Origin of the sequence: Rossellomorea sp. KS-H15a, from assembly GCF_024195245.1 — a bacterium.
Lineage (GTDB): Bacteria > Bacillota > Bacilli > Bacillales > Bacillaceae_B > Rossellomorea > Rossellomorea vietnamensis.
Map to the genome: position 1 here is coordinate 4,019,829 of NZ_CP096886.1, position 20,205 is coordinate 4,040,033.

A 20,205-nucleotide genomic window follows, 5' to 3' on the forward strand; every position below is an offset into this window, starting at 1 on the left:
TACAGCACCCTTTCTTTTTTTATCCTGTTCATACGTAAAAACTGTTATAGTTTTAAGAAAGTATGATACATTTTTGATATTGAAACTTATTATAATAGAACACATCGAAAATGTCACGATAAAATTCTTTATTAATTAGACGCTTTTAAGCGCTAAAGTATTTTAGTATTGTATGAGACTAGGCTAAAGCGGGTGAATACGAATTGAAAAAAAAGCAAAAAATCTTTGCATTGGACATCGGAACACGATCGGTTGTCGGGATCATTTTAGAAGAAATAAACGGAATATTTCAAGTTTCCGATATATTAATAGAAGAACATAAGAAACGGGCCATGCTCGATGGACAGATTCATGATGTCCCAGCTGTTTCTGAGGTCATCTCCTCCATCAAGGGACAATTGGAAAAGAAACACGGTCCCCTTTACAAAGTATGTGTGGCAGCTGCAGGGCGTGCCCTGAAAACCGAAACGGCCCTATCAACGTCAACGATCAAGGGAAAACCCCTCCTTCAGAAAAACGATGTCCTTCATCTGGAATTGAGCGCCGTTCAGCAGGCACAGGCAGCAGCTGCAGAAAACGAGAACGATTCGAAGGGCTATCATTATTATTGCGTTGGGTACTCCGTCCTTTTTTACCGGTTGGATGGCGAGGAGATCGGCAGCCTGATTGACCAGCAGGGGGATGAAGCAAGCGTCGAAATCATCGCAACCTTCCTCCCCCGTGTCGTCGTGGACTCCCTGATTGCGGCACTGACACGATCCGGGCTCGAGATGGAAGCCCTGACGCTTGAGCCCATCGCTGCCATCAACGTGCTTATTCCTGAATCAATGCGCCGGCTGAACGTTGCCTTGGTTGATATCGGGGCGGGAACATCGGATATCGCCATCACCAATATGGGCACGGTCATCGCCTATGGGATGGTGCCGACAGCTGGGGATGAAATAACTGAAGCGATCAGTAATGAATTATTGCTCGATTTCCCATTGGCCGAGCAGGCGAAAAGGGATCTGCAGTCTTCAGAAGAGATCACGGTGACCGATATCCTCGGGTTCGAAACGAGTTTCACGTCCCATGAAGTGGTAGAGAAGATCTCCCCTTCTGTGAACCGGCTGGCAGGCGAGATTTCAAGTGAAATCCTGCGCCTGAATAACGGAAAGCCTCCACAGGCCGTCATGCTCGTAGGGGGAGGAAGCCTGACACCCGGACTTCCGGTACAACTGGCTTCATCCCTGGAGCTGCCTGCCAACCGGGTGGCCGTAAGAGGCGTGGACGCGATTCAGAGCGTGACTGTATCAGATGAAGTGACAAAGGGACCTGAACTTGTCACGCCTATTGGGATTGCCATTGCAGCGAAGCTGGCCCCGGTCCAATATGTCACGGCGTATGTAAACGACCAGCCTGTCCGCTTATTCGAAGTCAAGGATCTGACAATAGGCGACTGCCTCCTTGCAGCGGGATTAAAATTAACCAAGTGGCATGGTACACCAGGGAATGGTTTCTTTGTCAATGTGAACGGACAGGATATCAAGTTACCCGGTGGTCACGGAGAGCCTCCCCTCATCGAAAAAAATGGCCTCCAGTGTGCACTGGATGAAAAAATTCAGAATCATGACCGGATTTCGGTTCAGAAAGGGGAAGACGGATCATCCCCTCAGGTGACGATCGGAGAACTTGTGGATTCCTCTTCGTCAAAACAGATTGTCATAGACGGGAACCCGCATCTTCTCTCCCCTCTCGTCTTCAGGAATAATCAAGTTGCACGAATGGAAGACAGGATTTGTGATCGTGATGCCATTAGGATTGAATTAATTGATACCCTCCAGGATCTGTTGACCCATTTTGGCTACAACGAATGGATGGAGGGTACCAAGCCTTATCGAATCACTATCAACGGGGTGGATACCTTCTTCCCGGCCTATTCCGGAAAATTATTGATCAATGGGATCGAGGCTAAACACTCATCTAAAGTCAAGAATGGGGATGTCATCTCATACAAACCCGGTGTCACTCCAACGGTGAATGAACTGCTTGCCAAGAAACAGTTTACCGTAGCAAAAGCCATCACGATCATGTTTAACGGACAGGAATTGCATCTTCGGAAAGAAAGCAGCATCATCACCCGGAATGACATCAAGCTCGCCATGGAAGATCGTTTATTCTCCGGTGATAGCATCCTGATTGAAGAACAACACGCGGGTTCATTTATCTTTCAGGACTTATTTAATGCAGTGGAAATCAACATGCCCCCTCATTCGAACGGAAGCTTTGTCCTTTTGAAAAATGGAGTCGAAACCACTTTTTACGAAGAAATCGAGCAGGGTGACGAACTGGAAATCATCTGGCCCCAAGCCTCCCGCAGATAAATCTCAGACAACAAAAAAACTGGCGATTACGCCAGTTTTTTTATTATTATGATCCAACTTGTCCCGGAATGCTGCTTGTACGGTTCGTTGGATGAATCGACTGATCTTCCGATGTGGAAGTAGAGCTTGTCGCAGGCTGAGATGGTGTGGATTCACCTGTCACTTCTTCTCCCGCTTCCTTCACTTTGCTGCCGATATCCTTTAATTCTTCTGCGGCTTCTTTCGTCGTGGCAATCATTTCAGTAGAATCATCTTTGATTTGACTGACTTGATCCACCACATCGTCATTCACCTTTTCGTACAGGTTCTGCGCGTCGTTGATGGCTTCTTTTAACACATTGGACGCTGTTTTCAAGCGATCCTGCCAGTCATTCACCACTCCTGAAGGATTCTCTCTCACTTTGGCAACCATCCCCATTGTAGAGTCCTTCATGTCAGATGTTCTTGATGTCACATTTTTCCTCGTTGTTTTATCCAGCATGGCAAGGGCTCCACCTACGACGGCTCCCATCACCATTCCTTTTACTAATTTGCCGCTCCTTTTTCCGTTCACTTTCGCATTATTTCTTGTCCCAGTTTCATAAGGTACAGGCTGTGTCATAAATCGTTCCTCCATTTATTTGTTTTTTAGTCTTATAAGTTACCTTCCCTGTGAGCGGATAAATAAACGTTAAGGAGGGATTTACCAAATATTATCAACTTTTGACCTTTGTTGCTTATGAAGGAGCGAGTAGTGGTTGATTTCCGCTGCAGGTGCTCGCTTTCCGCGGGGCTGGCGGTGAGCCTCCTCGGCTGCGCCTGCGGGGTCTCACCTGTCCAGCGTTTCCCGCAGGAGTCGAGCACCTTCCGCTTCAATCAACTTACTAGGCATGTGTTTAACTGTATAGATAAATGAAAATCCTCCCCCCCTACTATTGTCTGCAATGGGGGAAGGAAATTAATAAATACTTTTTCCCTGATTGATATAATCCACCCTGGTTGACGGTTGGTTGAGTAGATCATTATCACGAATATCACGAAAAAAAGGACCCTGATTGAGTCAGGGTCCTTTCTCTTATAGTTTGTCCAGTTCGCTTTCGGTGATTTTCCAGTGGGAGGCATTCCAGCCTGGTTTGCCTTCTATGAAGAGGAAGGCTTGGGGTGATTCGTGGCGGATGCCGTATTTTTCAGCGATATGCTGGGACAGTTCCCTTGATTCCTGGACGGCCAGATAGTAGCCATCTTCTTCTTCATGCTTGTTCAAAAATGCCTGGTATTCAGTAAAGGCATTCGAGCTTACAGGGCAAGTGAGACTGTGTTTCATAAAGAAGAAACGCGGATTTGTCTCGGAAAGTTGTTCAAACTCCTGAACGGTATCGATCTTTTTCATCTGTTCCATACTTCCTTTCACAATTGTAATGGTTCCTTAGCCAAAGCGATTTATAAACCTTTTCATTTCAACAAAAAAACGGTGAAGTCATCATATCACTTCACCGCCCTTTGAATCAATGATTATTGATTGTATGTTTTTTCAGTTTCGTCAAAAGCTTTCTTTGTTTCTTCAAGCTTCTGATTCACATCTTCCGTTTCATCAGCAGGTGTCGTTCCCACTGCCGAAACAGCTTGAAGCTCATCATTGGTTTCTTGCAGTTCGTTATTATTGGAGCGGTATGTTTTCAGCTTCCCAACCACATTGTTGGACTGTTCTTGTACGGATTTTGTAAGGGCAGAAGATTTTTCTTTTGCCACTGCTGCAAGCTCATTGCTCTTCTCTACAGCCGTGTCTTTCCATTGTCCTGTCTTTTCCTTAAGGACAACGGTTTTCTCATTGATATCATTTCGAAGGTCTTTACCTGATTTCGGGGCCATTAGAAGGGCTGCTGCCGCTCCCACGATTCCCCCGATCAGTGTCCCGATCATGAAATCCTTTGAGTTGATGTTGTTGCTGTCATTTGTCTGGTTTTGGTTCTGGTTTTGATTTTGATTGTACTGTTGAGTCATGTAAAAATTCCCCTCTCTAATTGTTATAAGATCTTGCTCTTTTAACTAATTTTTCTCGAGATCGAACTTCCTTGGATGCTTGGTTTGGAACAGCTACATCAGCAACATCAGGTTGTGTTGGCTGTTTTTCCTGTTTTTGTTTCCATTTGTCCTTTAACTCAATAAATGCATTACCCCATTGAACCACCTGTGAGATCTTGCCCTGGTTGCGCTCCAGTTCAGTTGAAATGGATGTACTTACCTTCTTCACCGAGTTATTAAGGTTCTGGATGGAATGCCCTACATCTCTTACCGCATAAACAACCGTGTTCAGATCCTCAGACTTCTTCTGGATATCCTCAGCCAATAAATTTGTTTTATGTAGTAATTCTGTAGACTCTCTTGTTACTCCTTGAAGCTGGCTCTCAAGTCCGGTCATTGTCGTTGAGACACTGTCCAATGTAGAGCCCAGGGACTTCAAAGTCTTCATCAAACTCATAACCAAAATGAAAAATGCAACTGCTATGACAGCTACGCTTAGATAAAGAATGATTTCCATATGCCACACCTCCATGTATAGAAACTCTTTACCCTTATGATGAACAAATAAACATTATACTAGTATTTCTTCATCCCAAACCAATTTCCTGCATGAAAAATAAATATTTTTTCTTGTGTTAGCATTTCACATTTTGGTCGAGTCATGCCAACGCATTTTAGGGTACAATAAAAAAGACTACATATAAGGGGGAAAAAGAAATGAAAGATCCACGCATTGAAAAGCTGGCAAAAAATTTAATTCAATATTCTGTGCAATTACAGCCTGGAGAAAAAGTGCTGATCGAAAACTTCGGATTACAGCGTGAACTGGTGACGGCTCTCGTGAAAGAAGCATATGCAGCCGGAGGACATCCTTTCGTATCCATCAAAGATCACGCAGTCGACCGCGCATTATTAATGGGAGCACAGGAAGAGCAATATGATATGATCGCAAGCTTTGAAGCGAATGTCATGGAGCAGATGGATGCGTATATCGGTTTACGTGCAGGCGATAACATCAGCGAACAGTCCGATGTGCCTGACGAAAAAATGAAGATCCACGGCAATACAATCGGGAAGAAAGTACATAGAGAAATCCGAGTCCCTAAGAAGAAGTGGGTCGTGCTCCGCTACCCGACGGCATCGATGGCACAGCTCGCCAATATGAGTACAGAAGGCTTCGAAGACTTCTACTTCGACGTCTGCAACCTGGACTACAGCAAAATGGACAAAGCGATGGATAACCTCGTTGAACTCATGAACAACACAGATAAAGTCCGCCTTGTTGGTGAAGGGACGGACCTTTCTTTCTCCATCAAGGACATTCCTGCTGTGAAATGTGCGGGACGCCTGAATATTCCGGATGGCGAGGTGTACAGTGCACCTGTGAAGGATTCCGTGAACGGCGTGATTTCCTACAATACGCCATCTCCTTATAATGGATTTACGTTTGAAAACGTCAAATTGACATTCAAAGAAGGAAAGATTGTCGAAGCCACTGCGAATGATACAGACCGTATCAACAAAATCTTTGATACGGATGAAGGGGCACGATATGTCGGGGAATTCGCCATCGGCGTGAACCCATTCATCCAACATCCGATGCAGGACATCCTCTTTGACGAGAAGATCGACGGCAGCTTCCACTTCACACCAGGGGAATGCTACGAAGAGGCATATAACGGAAACCACTCGAACATCCACTGGGATATGGTGATGATCCAGCGTCCTGAATATGGCGGCGGCGAAATCTATTTCGATGATGTATTGATTCGAAAAGATGGTAGGTTTGTCATCGAAGAGCTTGAAGTGTTGAATCCGGAGAATTTGAAGTAAGAAGTTTGAAGCCGCCGTCATTACTGACGGTGACTTTTTTATCAAACCACAAAAAAACCGGCTCCCATAAGAGCCGGTTTTATCTATTATTTCTCTTCTTTCAATTGTTCCCCAAGCTTCTGTTCATACGCCTGCTGGAACTTTTGTACGTCTCCCGCCCCCATGAAAATCAGTACGGCGTTTTCATGTTTGAGTAGTGCGGTCGTATCTTGTTCGTCTATGATTTCGCATCCTTCGATCTTACTTTCAAGATCGTGGATGGAAAGTTTTCCGTGGTTTTCCCGTGCGGAACCGAAGATTTCACATAAGTACACTTTGTCCGCAAGACTCAAGGTTTCGGCAAACTCGGTCAGGAAAGTCTGCGTACGTGTAAATGTGTGAGGCTGGAAGACAGCGATGATCTCTTTTTCAGGATATTTCTGTCTTGCCGAATCAACGGTTGCCTTGATTTCAGTCGGATGATGAGCATAGTCATCGATCAGGATCTGTGAGCCCACTTCTTTTTCAGAGAAACGGCGCTTGACTCCTTTAAATGTGCTTAATCGTTCTTGAACGATGGCCGTATCAAGCTCTTCATAATGACAAATGGCAATGACGGATAAGGCGTTCATGATGTTATGGTCACCGAATGTCGGGATTTTGAATGCAGCATAAAATTCATTACGCACAAACACATCGAATGATGTACCCGTTCTGTCCCGTGTTACGTTTCTCGCCTGGAAGTCGTTTTCCTCGGCGAAACCGTAAAACACCACCGGTACCTGTGCCTGGATTTTTTGTAACTGCTCGTCATCCCCGCATGCAATGATTCCTTTTTTCACCTGCATGGCCATCTCCTGGAAAGCAGAGAAGACGTCATCCACATTGGCAAAGTAGTCGGGATGATCGAAATCAATGTTCGTCATGATGGCATAGTCAGGGAAATAAGACAGGAAGTGTCGTCTGTACTCACATGCTTCGAATACAAAGTAATTCGCATCCACTTCGCCTTTACCGGTTCCATCCCCGATCAGGAAGGAAGTCGGCTTTGCGCCACTGATGACATGGGCCAGTAAACCGGTTGTCGACGTTTTCCCATGAGCGCCCGTTACTGCAACACTTGTGAATTCCTGCATGAAATCGCCAAGGAATTTATGATATCTGGTGACAGGCAGTCCTTGTTCAACGGCCGCTTGTATTTCTTCATGGGTGTCAGGGAAAGCATTCCCTGCGATCACATGCATATCCCCTCCAATGTTTTCTTTTTGGAAAGGTAGTATTTTTATATTTGATTCATCCAGAGCCTTCTGAGTAAAGAAATACTTATCTACGTCAGATCCTTGGACCTCGTAGTCCATATCATGGAGTATTTGGGCTAATGCACTCATGCCCGACCCCTTTATTCCTACGAAATGATATATCGTCATAATAGAACCTCCAACAATCGTCTATCTAAAAGCATTATATGAAATCTATATTTATTTTGCCATCGGTCTTTAGCTTTCGATATGTGAGTTTAGAAAAAAGCGTACTTTCTTCAACTTGAAATATTATATCATTTTTTGAAATCCCTGACCATGCAGAAGCTACGAAAGACTGGGCAGAATGAAATTTGGCGCTTCTTCCTTTAAGAACGTCCTCCATAATACCCCAGTTTTTTGATTCATTTGACTATAGTGTGTTTGCAGATTTGCTATTACGTCCATTGATTTCACGGGAAAAACAGGACCTAAGATCCACTGATGAACGACCAGCGGGACTTTCCTCACGAAATAGACCTGTCCTTCAGATATTTCCTTTTCTATCCAATCAGGGTTCATTTTAACAATCACTTCTTCTCCCTGAATGATCGTTTGGCAGCGTACGGTCCGTCCTTCTGTCCCTTTGACTATGACGGGTTCCCAGGCAGCCGTCAATACAACGGCTCCAAGGAGTTTGGTTGATTCCTGAAGGGGATGTGACTGCAGAAACTGAAAGAATAAGGTTTGCCCCTTGATCGTTTTATAATCAAATAGAAACCATTCTTGAAACAATTTCTCGGCTCGAGCCTCTATCCGGGCCTCATCGTGTTGAAGGAACCGTTTAGAGAAAATCATTTTAGCCCGTACTTTTTCCCTTATATTCGTTTCCTTCAAAGCGTACTCATACGCTCTCCGGTAGAGGTCCTCAATATGATCCTCGGCGATTTGCTGTTTTTTCTGCCTGAACCGCTCAAGATCTAGCGTGCTTTCCTGCTCTTGCATGTTCTCACCTATTCGAATTCTACTTTTTCCAGACGGGGGTTCGGGCGAAGCTTCCTTCCTGCCTTCGCTTCCGGGGAACCGTCGATGACGACGTTGTCCCCAGTGAATCCTACATGGATCTTCAGAAGACTGCTTCCGACTCCGTACATATCGACTGGAACTTGATTTTCCTCAAACTGGCGTATGCGGTCTTCGTTAAAACCGCCCGACACAACAATCTTGACATGGTGGTACCCTTCTTCGTCCAAAGCATCTCTCAATGCATTGATGAGCTGCATATTGACCCCGCGGGGATCAAAGGTTCCAAGCACATGCTGATTACGAAGAAAGTATTTATCGATCATCATTCTTGATGTATCTACCCTTACCCCTTTTAATTCCTGGCCAAACTCTCTCGCGACCTTCAATGAGTCCGTAATGACATCATTATTGTAATCGACCAGGGTGATGAGCTCATCTTCGGGGAATGTTTCCTTGTACGCTTTCGTTGCCTCTACGATATCCCCATTGAATAATTGAATGAGGGCATGAGGCATGGTTCCCATCCCTTTTTTTCCCCACCATTCATTCATGGCGTGGGTCGCCTGGGCGGTAGACCCTCCTATGAAGGCTGCATAACCGTCTCCCGCCTGTTGGGTAAAATGATCGTCACGGTCTCCCATAAAGATCACGGGCTTCTGTTTCCCCGATAAGGAAGCAGCTTTCATCACATTGTAAACGCTCGTCGCAACGGACGTCCTTCTCGCAAGAATGCCGTCGATGATGCCTTCTAAATATCCAAAGTCCTGATAGCGGCCCTTGATGGTCAGTACGGTTTCAAACGGAGAGATCTGGTCTCCATCCTTTAAGGAGTGGATCTCAAGATTCTGCGGGTTATCAGCGAATGTATGGAGAAGGGCGATGACTTCGTCCGTTCCGCAAATCACGGCATGTGTCTTTTGAAAGAATTGCATGGTGATGACTGCATCCGGTTTATGTTTCTTCGCAATTTCCTTCGTCTTTAAAAAATACACAGCTGAAAACCAGCCATCCTTGATTCTTTCATCAAACTTGAATGTATGATTGGTCAACCTGTTGAGTTTTCCTTGAAGTTTCAATTCTATTTCTTTCATCACTAGTGCTCCTTATGGCTCTTCCTACACAAAAAGAATAGGTATTCTGTTTACATTCGTCCTTGTTGGACAGATATAAACAGAATACCATGTATTAAATATTTGTACTAGTCTATGCGAGTGTCTCCAATTCACTTTCGGAAATGAGGACATCCCTTGGTTTACTGCCTCTGGACTCGGAAATGATTCCATTACTCTCCATCATTTCCATCAATCTTGCGGCACGGTTATAACCGATTCTGAATCGGCGCTGCAGACTTGAGGCCGATGCTCCGCCCTGATCGACGACAAACTCACATGCCTCTAAAAACAAGTCGTCCTCTTCCTCGGTGACCTGCGCTTTCTTAATCAATTCATCCTGCTGGAAGAGATAATCCGGTTCCCGTTGTTCCCTGACATGGCGGATGATGTCATCGATTTCGTCATCGGATACGAACGTACCCTGCAAACGCACCGGTTTGGATGAGCCATTCTCAAGAAACAGCATATCCCCTTTACCGAGCAGGCGCTCTGCCCCGCTCCCATCGATGATCGTCCTTGAGTCGACGCTTGAAGAAACGGAAAATGCGACCCTTGTCGGTACATTCGCCTTTATCAAGCCTGTGATGACGTCAACTGAAGGACGCTGAGTGGCAATGATCAAGTGAATTCCGCAGGCACGTGCCTTTTGGGCGATACGGCAAATGGCTTCTTCCACATCTGCCGGCGACATCATCATCAAATCCGCGAGCTCATCGATGACAATGACGAGGTAAGGAAGCATATCGCTGTATTGTTTATTCCGCTTGGCGAGTTCGTTGAAACGCTTGATATCCCTTACCCCTGTGTGGGCAAATAATTCGTATCGTCTTTCCATCTCCTCCACGGCCCATTTAAGGGCGGCGGTCGCTGCTTTCACATCCGTGATCACCGGGCTCACCAAGTGAGGGATCCGGTTATACGGTGCAAGCTCGACCATCTTAGGGTCAATGAGAAGCATCTTCAATTCATCCGGAGATGACTTATACAAAAGACTGACGAGAATCGAATTGATACATACACTTTTTCCCGAACCGGTCGCACCGGCGATGAGACCATGGGGCATCTTGCTCAGATCCGTCACGATGGGCTGACCGGAAATATCCAGTCCGAGGGCCGCGGTCAATGGTGAAGACGGCTCCTGGAAGGCAGGACTCGCAATGACTTCACTGATGCATACCGGGCGGCTCTCCCTGTTCGGCACCTCGATCCCGATGGTGTGTTTACCCGGAATCGGCGCTTCCATCCGGATATCCTTAGCTGCCAGGCTCAGCTTTATGTCGTCTGTCAGATTCGTAATCTTATTGACCTTCACCCCTGGTTCAGGCTGCACTTCAAAACGTGTGACCGACGGCCCCTGGGTGACATTCACCACTTTTGCCCTGACGTTGAAATTATGCAGGGTCTCATCAAGTAAAAGTCTTTGAGAATCCAGCCACTCTTCGCTCATTTCCTTTGATACGGGCGGCGTCAAATAATCCACTTTCGGGAAGACGTAGTCTCTTGTCCGTTTCGATGAAGAGCTCAATTCACTGTAGCTCTTTACCGCTTCTTCTCCTTGGACCTGAGTCTGTTGAGGCGCTTTTTCCTGATGAGGCGGCTTTTCTTCACGTCGCACGTCTTCAGCGGATTCTTCAACACGAGCCTCTTGAACGGGAGGTGCCGTTTGTTCAGTGATCCTCTGTCTGTCCACGGAAGGGGAACCTTCCGTACGTGCGGACGATCTGCGAGTATCCATCTGGCGCTTATCTTGTTTAAGCATCAGCACGTTAAAAGGAAGATGCGATCTCTTCCGCCTTTCCGGTTCCTTCTTGATCGGTTCTGAAGATACGGCCGCTTCTGGTTCTTCGTCGACGGGACTTTCTTCAACAAGAGACTCTTCTTCCATGACAGGCTTTTCATCAATAGCCGGTCCTTCTTCTTCTGCCGTTTCAACGACTGCTGTTTCTTGGTGCATTTGAGGTGTCTCGCCGGCAGCTTCCTGTACAGGTTCGACTGTTTCCGCTGCTTCGAATCGGAGGGACGGACCTGACTCTTGAACCGTATCACGTTGTCCTGCCATATCGGTTTCTTCTTTAACCGGCTCAGGTTCATTTATTAGTGAAATACGCTCATGTGATGACGTGGGAATGACTGTTACTCCGTCGTCTTCTTGTTCAGTTTCAATTATTCGATCCGGTTGTTTCTCTTCTGACTTTATCTTCTCAGCGTGAGCAGGATGTTCTACAGGTTGGAAGGTTTCTTTTATTTCTTCCGTATGTGACTGAACACGGGCTTCAGCCTCTGGCTCCTTGGCAATGGCAGATTCTTTTTCTCCGGAAGGAAGGGATTCCTCTACGATCGATAGAGCTTTTGGATTGATGACTGCTTCTTTTCTCTCTTCTTCATTATGTAAAAACTTATTCAGCTCATATTCGACACTTTCTTCTTTCTTAACCGGTCTCCCTCTAAAACCATAGATGGGTGACGGAATCTCGGTTGGCGTAAACGGCCGGCTGTTTCCTTTTTCCACCTTTGTCGCTTTCTTTGTCTTGATGGGAGTGGACTGGTTCTCTTCTTTCCATTTCCGGTTGCCCGAAGATTGGTTTCGGCTTTTCGTCTGCCTATGCTCCTGCTCTTTAGGTTTTTCCCTTTCTCTATCTCTTTCTTGATTCCTTTGTGTTCTCCGTGGACGCTCTCTGTTTTCACCGTCTGATATCAGGGGAAATCGGAAATTCCCTTTTGGATATTGATAGGTCATCCTTGCTTCTACATCACGTGAATGATTCGGCCCTGCTATATGTTTACGTTCAGCCTTTGTCGGTTCGAGCTGCTGAACATCGTCGTGGTTTTCATCATGGTACTCTTCAAATTGTTCATCGTTATCTGATAATTTACCAAATATTTTTTTTATCCAGCTCACAAACATCACTCTTTCTTTCATACTTACTATTTATTTTATCAGGTAAAGAGAAAAATTCGAGTCATTTCGATAGAATAAGAGAATTGTTAAAGGATTGTGTCGAAATAAACATAGGTGTAAAGAGAATGTAATACGTAGATTCGTCATATGAGTGAGTGCTGGTTGATTTCCGCTGCAGGTGCTCGCTTTCCGCGGGGCGTGAGTTGAGCCTCCTCGTGCTTCGCACTGCGGGGTCTCAACTTTCCCGCTTTTCCCGCAGGAGTCGAGCACCTTCCGCTTCAATCAACTTATGAATGATCGGTTAAAACTTTAGAAATCTGTAAAATAACCGATCGTAACTCACCCGAAAATTTTCATTTTTGTTTTTTATAAAAAAAATAAAAATGAAACAAAAAATACCTGAGCCCACACTCAGGACCCAGGTATTTGTTTTTATGCTGTGAATGGTTGACCTATTTGGTATGTGTCTTCAAGAACAAGGATGCCTTTTTCTTGGGGTGCATCGGGAAGGGCAAGTTCTTTGGCAGAGCAGATCATGCCTGATGATGCGACTCCGCGGAGTTCAGCATCTTTGATGACCATTCCGCTCGGCATGACGGCGCCAACTTTTGCGACAACGACTTTTTGGCCTTTGTCTACGTTAGGTGCACCGCACACGATTTGCAGGGTTTCATCTCCAACATCGACGGTACAGATGTTCAGTTTGTCTGCATTTGGATGCTTTTCTTTTTCAGATACATAGCCGACAACAAATTTCGGTGAAAAGTCTGCTTCCAATACCTCATCAAAGCCGTTCTTCTTGATGGCTTGGTTGATCAATTGGAGCTTCTCGTCATTCATTTCGACAGGTCCCACTTCACTTACACTTATATACTTGGATGCATGGAATAGGTTATAGCCGAGTGTTTTCCCTGTTTTCTCATCGAATAAACGTGCTGCGTCTTCTTTTCTTTCGTGTTGTACGTCTCCTTCAAAGCCCGGATCCAGTGTAACGATCAGGGTATCACCAATGCCTTCCAAGTTATAAAATACATTCATCATTTTTTCTCCCTTTCCTTTTTGCGATTTTTTGCCAAAATGAAGATCGGTTCCAATTCCCCTTCTTCATATACAAATGATAATGCTGTAATCGGAACATTTCCTGTCGTAAAGAAACTCATCGTCATCTGCGCAAGGACGTCATAGCCCGTTTCATTACGGATATCCCCGATGACCAATACATCCTGATGGGGGACCGATACCGTCATCTCACCTTGAATATCCTTGCTAACCTGTTTTAAGAAACTATCATTCAAAATACGGCTGGCATCGTATCCGTCATTGTTATTGAGAAAATAGAATAGGTTTCCTGCTACTTCATCCTTTTTCATGTCTGTTGGCAGGCTTCTGACGTTGAAAAGGGCAGTCTCCTTCATTTGCTCATGGGTCCAGCCTTCAGCCTTCAGCATGTTTTCATCCAGCAGACGGTAGGTTTTCCCTAAATCAACGGCATAGTAGATACGCGTTTCAGCTGTATGCTCGTCGGTCACGAGTGCCACACCTTCATTGGATTCAGTTGCAAAAGAGGTGGAACGGATGACAGGAAAGACCTTCTTCTGTTTACTGGCAAGATCCGCTTCTGTTCCCATCACATTTAAGGCTTCTTCTACGTAATAGACGACTTCATCGATGATGGATTTATTGTTTTCCTTCCATTTCGATACGATCGGCGGCAGGGCGACGGTGATCCCTTTTTTCGTAGTGGTGTTCTCGATTCTCAGTGAATCTTTATCCCGATCATATGTAAACGTACGATTTGGTTTCTCTAATCGTTCCTGGAGTATGCTTTTTAGCTTTTTTATGTCCAAATCTGATCCTCCTTTGGTGATACATTTATATAGAAAGTACTGATCCTAAACCTTCGTTTTTCATTCTCACTTATAACATTTTACATGAAAATGGCGAGATTACAAAAGGAACCTTTTGATTTAGGGAAAAAGAAAAGGGATCCCGTTTTTTAGGAGATCCCCTTTGCCTTCATTTATGAAGCTAACGAGTTCATGAAGTCCTCGATTTGTTCTTTTGATTTCCGGTCTTTGCTTACGAAGCGTCCAAGTTCACGACCGTTTCCGTATGCGAGGAAGCTCGGGATTCCGAAGATATCAAGCTCGATGCAGAGGTCGATGAATTGATCTCTGTCTACATATAAGAATGTATAGTCACTGTACTCACTTTCGATTTCCGGAAGGATCGGTTCGATGATTCGGCAATCCGGACACCAGTCAGCTGAGAACATGAATACATGCTTCCCGCTTTCTTTCAATTGGTGGAATTCTTCCACTGATTCAAGTTTACGCATTTTATTTGCCCCCTGTTTCAATCGTCATTTGGTTTGGTTTGATCCAACCTAGTTTACGCATATATTCAGATATTAACAGGCTTATGAATGCAGGTCCAACAAAATGCAACAGCAGGATTTTCATTGTGACATCCCAGCTGAATCCCATCGTTTTGAACGTCATGATCTGTCCGACAAATCCGCTCGTTCCCATCCCGGCACCGGCTGCATTGTTTTCCATCAGCCAAACGGTCGTACCTATGGGAGCGAGAATCATACCAGCCAGAGTCGGAGGAATGAGGATAAGAGGATTTCGAACGATATTCGGGACCTGTAACATGGAAGTCCCGATTCCCTGGGCGAATAATCCGCCCACCCGGTTCTCCCGATAACTAATGACGGCAAATCCAACCATTTGAGCGGCACAGCCAATCGTGGCGGCACCGGCAGCGACCCCATTCAAATCAAGCATCAATGCAATGGCCGCACTTGAAATCGGAGCAGTCAGGGCAAGACCCATAAGGGCCGCAACGAGGATCCCCATGATGATCGGTCTCTGTTCCGTCGCCCAGCTGATCCAGCTTCCAAACATACTCATAAAGTCGGCGATTCCCGGCCCGATGAAGTAAGCGACCGTGAATCCTGCAAAAATCGTGACAAATGGCGTCACAATAATATCTATTTTCGTTGTCTTACTGACGAGCTTTCCAATTTCCGTAGACAGGACAGCCGCTACATACGCTCCTGCCGGTCCTCCAAGAGTCGCTCCGGCAGCCCCTGTCACCACGGCAGCGAATATGACCAACGGCGGCGCCCCAAGTCCAAAGGCAATCGCCACACCGATCGCCGGCCCCATCAAGCTGATGGCAAGTGTCCCCATCTCGATGAAGAATTCACTCAACCCTGCCGGAAGGGGAAGCTGCTCCCCGATCGTCTTAATGATCAATCCAATGATCAACGAACTGAACAACCCCAGTGCCATATAACTTAAAGCATCTATAAAATACGTCTTCGCCGAAAACGTAACACCTTTTCTCTCCAAATACCCTTTCAAGCCCCTCACTCCTTCGTTTACCATTCCTTTTACTAGTGTAAAGACACATGTTTGATTTGTCTATTATTTTCCTCAAACCTAAGCCTATTTTCTCCTACTCTAAGCAAAAGGAAATGGCCAACTGAATTAACACAACTACAAGGAATATTGAGTTTAAGCTTAAAGTTTACTGTGGGAAGATGGTTTTTTTTAATATAGAAAAAGTGTCGTACCACAGAGTGGATTGGAGCGGAAGGCACTTGACTCCTGCGGGAAATAGAGGAAAGGTTGAGACCCCACAGGGCAAAGCCCGAGGAGGCTCAACTTCCTCCCCGCGCGAGTCTTGTGCCTGCAGCGGAAAGGAACGGTCATTATTTTAACTTAGAAAAATCTCGCGAAGGCTTAAAATAAAAAAAACGGCTCCTCCCTGCTCCCGCAGAAAAAAACCGGTCTGTATCTATCTAGTTGTGTTTGACTGATGCTGCGATTTTCATCATCATTTCAGCGTTATCCGCCAAGTCTTTCATTTCTGACTGAGTTGTCACTTTCGTTCCGCCCACTCCTACAGTAAGTTCGTATTCTTCAGTATCCGGCAATTCCTTAATGACATAATATCCTAAGCGGTTGTCTTCTTTAAAAGTCCCATGCTTCACGAGGCTCTCTTTGTCATTAATGGCCATTTTATATAGAAGTTCACTATCCTTATCTTCTTGAGGGTTCGTGAAAAGTATAAACGTATCAGAATCTTTTGAAATAATGATATTATAAGGAGATTCTTTTTCTATCTTGGCACCAAACGGGAGATAAAAGCTGATGTTCCCAGCGTCTTCACCGGCTTTCTCATTGGAGTCCAAAGCTCCCTCCACCACGCTTGCCGTCTCCTCTTTTTCCTGGTCGATCGATGTATTGCATCCTGCTAAAATAAGCAATAGTATAAAGAAAATGATCGATGCTGTGGTTTTCATCCTCGATTTCCCTCCCTTTCATACCTAGGACCTACGCTTATGATACCCTCATAAAGTCCCAGCTGACAACCCTTCCAAAAAGAAATTCTGCCTTTTTCATGGGAAAAGTGGTTGAAATACCTTCGAAAGGGTATTTATGATAAGATGACTAAAAACAGGAAGGTGATCAATATGGAATTAACCGTATATTTAGCCGGAGAGATACATAGCTCCTGGAGAGACGAATTAAAAGAGAAAGCAAAAGCGCTCAGACTCCCCCTTCAGTTCGTCGGTCCCATGGAAAATCACGACCGTTCCGATTCGATCGGGGAAGAAATCCTCGGTGAGCAGCCGAACAAGATATTCCGGGATGAAGCTGCTTCTGCCATCAATAATTTCCGGACCGAACTGCTTATGAAGAAATCCGATGTGGTGATTGCTTTATTCGGTGAAGAATATAAGCAATGGAACACGGCGATGGACGCGAGCACAGCCATTACCCTACAAAAGCCCCTGATCCTCATTCGCCCGGAAAAACTTCACCATCCATTGAAAGAGCTTACAAATAAGGCGAATGTCACAGTAACGTCCATTGAACAAGCACTAAAGACCCTTTCTTACATATTTGAATCCGAATGACCCAAATATGTCAAAAAGCCTGCAGGATCAATCCTGCAGGCTTTTTTCTGCGCAATCCCAAGACAACCTAAAGACCTAATTATTTTTACTTTTTAAAAATAATTAAATATTAGCAATCTATAGAAATTTTATGTTATAATTAACCATTTGCAAACTTTTTTTGACTTTAAGAAAATATTAAAATATTATAGTAAAAGAATAAGGGAGGTAGTAACATGTCATCAATGAATAAACAGAAAATTGTGGATAGTGTCCCTCAAAAAGGTTTCTTTGGACATCCGAAGGGATTATTCACTTTATTCTTCACGGAATTTTGGGAGCGCTTTTCCTATTATGGAATGCGTGCCATCCTCGTATTCTACATGTACTATGAGGTATCAAAAGGTGGACTGGGTCTAGAGGAAGGCACAGCCTTAGCCATCATGTCCATATACGGTTCACTCGTGTATATGTCCGGGGTCATCGGAGGCTGGTTGGCTGATAGGATATTCGGAACTTCGAAAGCCGTCTTCTACGGTGGAATATTCATCATGTTTGGTCACATCGCTTTATCATTTCCAGGGAGCTTATCTCTGTTCTTTGTTTCAATGGTATTGATTGTTGTCGGAACAGGTTTATTAAAACCGAATGTTTCTACAGTTGTAGGTGAAATGTACAGTGAAAATGATACCCGCCGTGATGCGGCATTCAGTATTTTCTACATGGGGATCAACTTAGGTGCATTCATCGCTCCACTGATCGTAGGTAGCCTGATGGAATCGAAAGGTTTCCACTGGGGATTCGCGGCAGCCGCAATCGGTATGTTCTTAGGTCTTGTTGTATTTATGTTAACGAAGAAAAAGAATCTTGGTCTTGCAGGTACGTATGTACCAAATCCGCTTAATGCGCGTGAAAAGAAGAAATACGGATTAATCGTAGGTGCAGTCGTCGTTGCTTTGGCGATCATCTTAGGTACTACAATTCCAGCAGGTTTATTTACACTGGACGTATTCATCAATATTGTCGGAATCTTTGGTATCGTCGTTCCAACCATCTACTTTATTGTGATGTACTATAGTCCGAAAACAACGGCAACGGAGCGTTCAAGAGTACTAGCATATATTCCATTATTTATTTCAGCCGTGATGTTCTGGTCGATCCAGGAACAAGGATCCACTATCCTTGCTGCCTATGCAGACAAGCGTACACAGCTTGATTTCATGGGGATTTCGATTTCTCCTGCATGGTTCCAGTCATTGAATCCATTATTTATTATCCTGCTGGCTCCAGTATTTGCATGGATGTGGGTGAAATTGGGTGACCGTCAGCCATCCATCCCGAAGAAATTCTCATTCGGTCTATTGTTTGCCGGTTTATCTTTCTTAGTGATCCTGTTACCTGCACAAATGGGTGGAGAAGGTTCACTTGTTAATCCATTATGGCTTGTGCTAAGTTACTTCATCGTTGTTCTTGGTGAATTATGCTTATCACCAGTCGGTCTGTCAGCTACAACAAAGCTTGCTCCTGAGGCGTTCTCTGCTCAAACGATGAGTCTTTGGTTCCTGGCTTCTGCCGGTGCACAGGCTCTGAATGCACAGCTTGTCCGCTTCTATTCACCTGAAAATGAAACCATTTATTTTGGTTCAATCGGTGGAATGGCCATCGCGTTAGGTGTCATTTTATTCCTGATTTCACCTATGATCCAACGAGCGATGAAAGGTGTAAAATAATCATTTTAATCCCCCTGGACTTGTTTCAGGGGGATTTTTTTGCATAAAAAAAGAGAACCCCATTCACCATGGGGTTCCACTGTTCTTACCAGAAAAGTCCGCAGCCACAACCACAGCGCTTGCGTCTCTTGCATCCGCATCTTCCACGATTGTCATCATCGCCTCTTCTGCCTCTGCATCCTCTGTTACGGTCTTCTGCTCCTCTTACGTTGTCTCTATCGCATCCGCATTTTCCACGATCATCATTCGCCCCAAACAAGTTGCATCTTCTTCTGTCCCCAAACAGGAATTTATCCCAGTCGCAACAGAAACGGTCGTCACAGCGATCATCACGACGATCATCATCCCGGCGTCCACCGACACGGTCGTTACAATAATTGCATCCCATAAATTCTAACCTCCTTAGAAAGAATTTATCAGATAAAATAAAGTCTGATATACTCCATCCTATGAAGGACTGGATGATTTGGTATGGGCCAAGTAACCCCTAAATGTACCGGGATTTACTTGTTTTGGACGTTTGTTTTATATTGCCACTGCCCAAGCAGGAGCTGAACGACGTGCAGGAACATCGTTTCCCTTGTAATGAGTCCATTGGTGAATACCCCCACGGCCCCTTCTTTCTTCCTGATTCCCGTACGTTGGGTATACTCGTCCATCAAGGGCCCGAGCTCATTCCCTGCTTTTAACTCCCGGCTGATCTCGTTTGGCAGGGAAATCCTGGCCCCGCCGCCGATGATTTCGTTCCCCTGCCGGTCGACAAGCGCCCCCCAGTTACAGACAAACATTCCGTAGAGGGATTCTGATACTCCCCCTTCAAGGCCGATCCCTACGTCACTATCTGTTGCCTGGAGAACATTTTTTGCGCGGTTCAATGCCCCTTCGATCGTCTCCTGATCGGTCATGGGCTGCTCACTTACTTGGGACTCGGTTTTCAGGCACTGGAACTGAACCTCCTTGTATTGCTCTTCGAACGCTTTCTGTATGGCTTGCACCTTCGCTGGATTCGTTGTTCCGATTGCTATCTTTAACAAATTCAACCCTCATTTCTAAAAGGTCTGATAAACGCCTTTTTTCTCTCTATAAAAAAGCTGTCCCAACTCGTATATGAA

General features: G+C 45.1%; 19 protein-coding genes. 4 read left to right on the forward strand and 15 right to left on the reverse strand.

From position 1 onward, the window contains the following. Positions 1-203 precede the first annotated feature (203 nt). Positions 204-2,363 carry a cell division FtsA domain-containing protein gene (locus M1J35_RS20630; RefSeq protein ID WP_224522153.1) on the forward strand — a complete coding sequence of 720 codons (2,160 nt, stop codon included), beginning with the start codon at positions 204-206 and terminating at the stop codon, positions 2,361-2,363. A 46-nt stretch (positions 2,364-2,409) separates the two neighbouring features. Here the strand turns inward: M1J35_RS20630 and M1J35_RS20635 are convergent, their stop codons facing one another. From M1J35_RS20635 to M1J35_RS20650, 4 genes are all read right to left on the reverse strand, one after another. Then, positions 2,410-2,964 (reverse strand): YtxH domain-containing protein, encoded by a 555-nt coding sequence (locus tag M1J35_RS20635; protein WP_079532882.1) that lies wholly within the window; start codon positions 2,962-2,964, stop codon positions 2,410-2,412. Positions 2,965-3,417: 453 nt separating this feature from the next. Beyond that, on the reverse strand, positions 3,418-3,732 hold the full coding sequence (gene ytxJ / locus M1J35_RS20640; RefSeq protein WP_034765690.1) for a bacillithiol system redox-active protein YtxJ: 315 nt from the start codon (positions 3,730-3,732) through the stop codon (positions 3,418-3,420). 122 nt (positions 3,733-3,854) lie between these two features. Further along, a complete protein-coding gene (locus M1J35_RS20645; RefSeq protein WP_224522152.1) occupies positions 3,855-4,343 on the reverse strand; it encodes a YtxH domain-containing protein in 489 nt (162 codons plus the stop codon). Positions 4,344-4,359: 16 nt separating this feature from the next. Beyond that, complete coding sequence (locus M1J35_RS20650) at positions 4,360-4,881, reverse strand: DUF948 domain-containing protein (protein WP_034765684.1); 522 nt, start codon at positions 4,879-4,881, stop codon at positions 4,360-4,362. A gap of 200 nt (positions 4,882-5,081) precedes the next feature. Between M1J35_RS20650 and M1J35_RS20655 the strand changes: the two genes are divergently transcribed. Beyond that, entirely contained in the window at positions 5,082-6,197 is a 1,116-nt protein-coding gene (locus M1J35_RS20655; RefSeq protein WP_061811459.1) for an aminopeptidase, read from the forward strand. A gap of 86 nt (positions 6,198-6,283) precedes the next feature. On the opposite strand, the gene murC is transcribed toward M1J35_RS20655, so the two are convergent. From murC to M1J35_RS20700, 9 genes are all read right to left on the reverse strand, one after another. Beyond that, positions 6,284-7,603, reverse strand: a complete 1,320-nt coding sequence (gene murC / locus M1J35_RS20660; protein ID WP_224522150.1) for a UDP-N-acetylmuramate--L-alanine ligase — start codon at positions 7,601-7,603, stop codon at positions 6,284-6,286. A gap of 159 nt (positions 7,604-7,762) precedes the next feature. Continuing rightward, positions 7,763-8,419 (reverse strand): hypothetical protein, encoded by a 657-nt coding sequence (locus tag M1J35_RS20665; RefSeq protein WP_224522149.1) that lies wholly within the window; start codon positions 8,417-8,419, stop codon positions 7,763-7,765. A gap of 8 nt (positions 8,420-8,427) precedes the next feature. Further along, positions 8,428-9,531, reverse strand: a complete 1,104-nt coding sequence (locus M1J35_RS20670; RefSeq protein ID WP_079532871.1) for a nicotinate phosphoribosyltransferase — start codon at positions 9,529-9,531, stop codon at positions 8,428-8,430. 112 nt (positions 9,532-9,643) lie between these two features. Then, positions 9,644-12,457 (reverse strand): DNA translocase FtsK, encoded by a 2,814-nt coding sequence (locus M1J35_RS20675; protein WP_254653819.1) that lies wholly within the window; start codon positions 12,455-12,457, stop codon positions 9,644-9,646. A 426-nt stretch (positions 12,458-12,883) separates the two neighbouring features. Next, positions 12,884-13,489, reverse strand: a complete 606-nt coding sequence (ytpR, locus tag M1J35_RS20680; protein WP_224522328.1) for a YtpR family tRNA-binding protein — start codon at positions 13,487-13,489, stop codon at positions 12,884-12,886. After that, positions 13,489-14,298 (reverse strand): DUF1444 domain-containing protein, encoded by an 810-nt coding sequence (locus M1J35_RS20685; RefSeq protein WP_034765664.1) that lies wholly within the window; start codon positions 14,296-14,298, stop codon positions 13,489-13,491. The genes ytpR and M1J35_RS20685 overlap by 1 nt, the downstream gene beginning before the upstream one ends. Before the next feature lie 173 nt (positions 14,299-14,471). After that, positions 14,472-14,789 carry a thioredoxin family protein gene (locus M1J35_RS20690; RefSeq protein WP_034765661.1) on the reverse strand — a complete coding sequence of 106 codons (318 nt, stop codon included), beginning with the start codon at positions 14,787-14,789 and terminating at the stop codon, positions 14,472-14,474. Between the two features lies 1 nt (position 14,790). Further along, positions 14,791-15,822 (reverse strand): PTS sugar transporter subunit IIC, encoded by a 1,032-nt coding sequence (locus M1J35_RS20695; RefSeq protein ID WP_061811455.1) that lies wholly within the window; start codon positions 15,820-15,822, stop codon positions 14,791-14,793. 440 nt (positions 15,823-16,262) lie between these two features. After that, positions 16,263-16,766, reverse strand: coding sequence for a hypothetical protein (locus M1J35_RS20700; protein ID WP_224522146.1), 504 nt, complete (start codon positions 16,764-16,766; stop codon positions 16,263-16,265). Between the two features lie 171 nt (positions 16,767-16,937). On the opposite strand from M1J35_RS20700, the gene M1J35_RS20705 reads away from it, so the two are divergent. Together M1J35_RS20705 and M1J35_RS20710 are read left to right on the forward strand one after the other, a co-directional pair. After that, positions 16,938-17,384, forward strand: a complete 447-nt coding sequence (locus tag M1J35_RS20705; protein WP_224522145.1) for a YtoQ family protein — start codon at positions 16,938-16,940, stop codon at positions 17,382-17,384. 215 nt (positions 17,385-17,599) lie between these two features. Continuing rightward, positions 17,600-19,093: a peptide MFS transporter gene (locus tag M1J35_RS20710; RefSeq protein WP_159362620.1), complete on the forward strand. Its 1,494-nt coding sequence runs from the start codon at positions 17,600-17,602 to the stop codon at positions 19,091-19,093. An 85-nt stretch (positions 19,094-19,178) separates the two neighbouring features. Here the strand turns inward: M1J35_RS20710 and M1J35_RS20715 are convergent, their stop codons facing one another. Both M1J35_RS20715 and M1J35_RS20720 read right to left on the reverse strand, forming a co-directional pair. Next, positions 19,179-19,481 (reverse strand): hypothetical protein, encoded by a 303-nt coding sequence (locus M1J35_RS20715; protein WP_254652178.1) that lies wholly within the window; start codon positions 19,479-19,481, stop codon positions 19,179-19,181. A gap of 115 nt (positions 19,482-19,596) precedes the next feature. Continuing rightward, on the reverse strand, positions 19,597-20,127 hold the full coding sequence (locus M1J35_RS20720) for a DUF84 family protein (protein WP_224522143.1): 531 nt from the start codon (positions 20,125-20,127) through the stop codon (positions 19,597-19,599). Positions 20,128-20,205: the final 78 nt, after the last annotated feature.

Excerpts from the sequence above, each read along its gene's own strand:
- M1J35_RS20635 (WP_079532882.1), bottom strand. The coding sequence starts at position 2,964 with ATGACACAGCCTGTACCTTATGAAACTGGGACAAGAAATAATGCGAAA.
- ytxJ (WP_034765690.1), bottom strand. The coding sequence starts at position 3,732 with ATGAAAAAGATCGATACCGTTCAGGAGTTTGAACAACTTTCCGAGACA.
- M1J35_RS20645 (WP_224522152.1), bottom strand. The coding sequence starts at position 4,343 with ATGACTCAACAGTACAATCAAAATCAAAACCAGAACCAAAACCAGACA.
- M1J35_RS20650 (WP_034765684.1), bottom strand. The coding sequence starts at position 4,881 with ATGGAAATCATTCTTTATCTAAGCGTAGCTGTCATAGCAGTTGCATTT.
- M1J35_RS20655 (WP_061811459.1), top strand. The coding sequence starts at position 5,082 with ATGAAAGATCCACGCATTGAAAAGCTGGCAAAAAATTTAATTCAATAT.
- murC (WP_224522150.1), bottom strand. The coding sequence starts at position 7,603 with ATGACGATATATCATTTCGTAGGAATAAAGGGGTCGGGCATGAGTGCA.
- M1J35_RS20665 (WP_224522149.1), bottom strand. The coding sequence starts at position 8,419 with ATGCAAGAGCAGGAAAGCACGCTAGATCTTGAGCGGTTCAGGCAGAAA.
- M1J35_RS20670 (WP_079532871.1), bottom strand. The coding sequence starts at position 9,531 with ATGAAAGAAATAGAATTGAAACTTCAAGGAAAACTCAACAGGTTGACC.
- M1J35_RS20675 (WP_254653819.1), bottom strand. The coding sequence starts at position 12,457 with ATGTTTGTGAGCTGGATAAAAAAAATATTTGGTAAATTATCAGATAAC.
- ytpR (WP_224522328.1), bottom strand. The coding sequence starts at position 13,489 with ATGAATGTATTTTATAACTTGGAAGGCATTGGTGATACCCTGATCGTT.
- M1J35_RS20690 (WP_034765661.1), bottom strand. The coding sequence starts at position 14,789 with ATGCGTAAACTTGAATCAGTGGAAGAATTCCACCAATTGAAAGAAAGC.
- M1J35_RS20700 (WP_224522146.1), bottom strand. The coding sequence starts at position 16,766 with ATGAAAACCACAGCATCGATCATTTTCTTTATACTATTGCTTATTTTA.
- M1J35_RS20705 (WP_224522145.1), top strand. The coding sequence starts at position 16,938 with ATGGAATTAACCGTATATTTAGCCGGAGAGATACATAGCTCCTGGAGA.
- M1J35_RS20710 (WP_159362620.1), top strand. The coding sequence starts at position 17,600 with ATGTCATCAATGAATAAACAGAAAATTGTGGATAGTGTCCCTCAAAAA.
- M1J35_RS20715 (WP_254652178.1), bottom strand. The coding sequence starts at position 19,481 with ATGGGATGCAATTATTGTAACGACCGTGTCGGTGGACGCCGGGATGAT.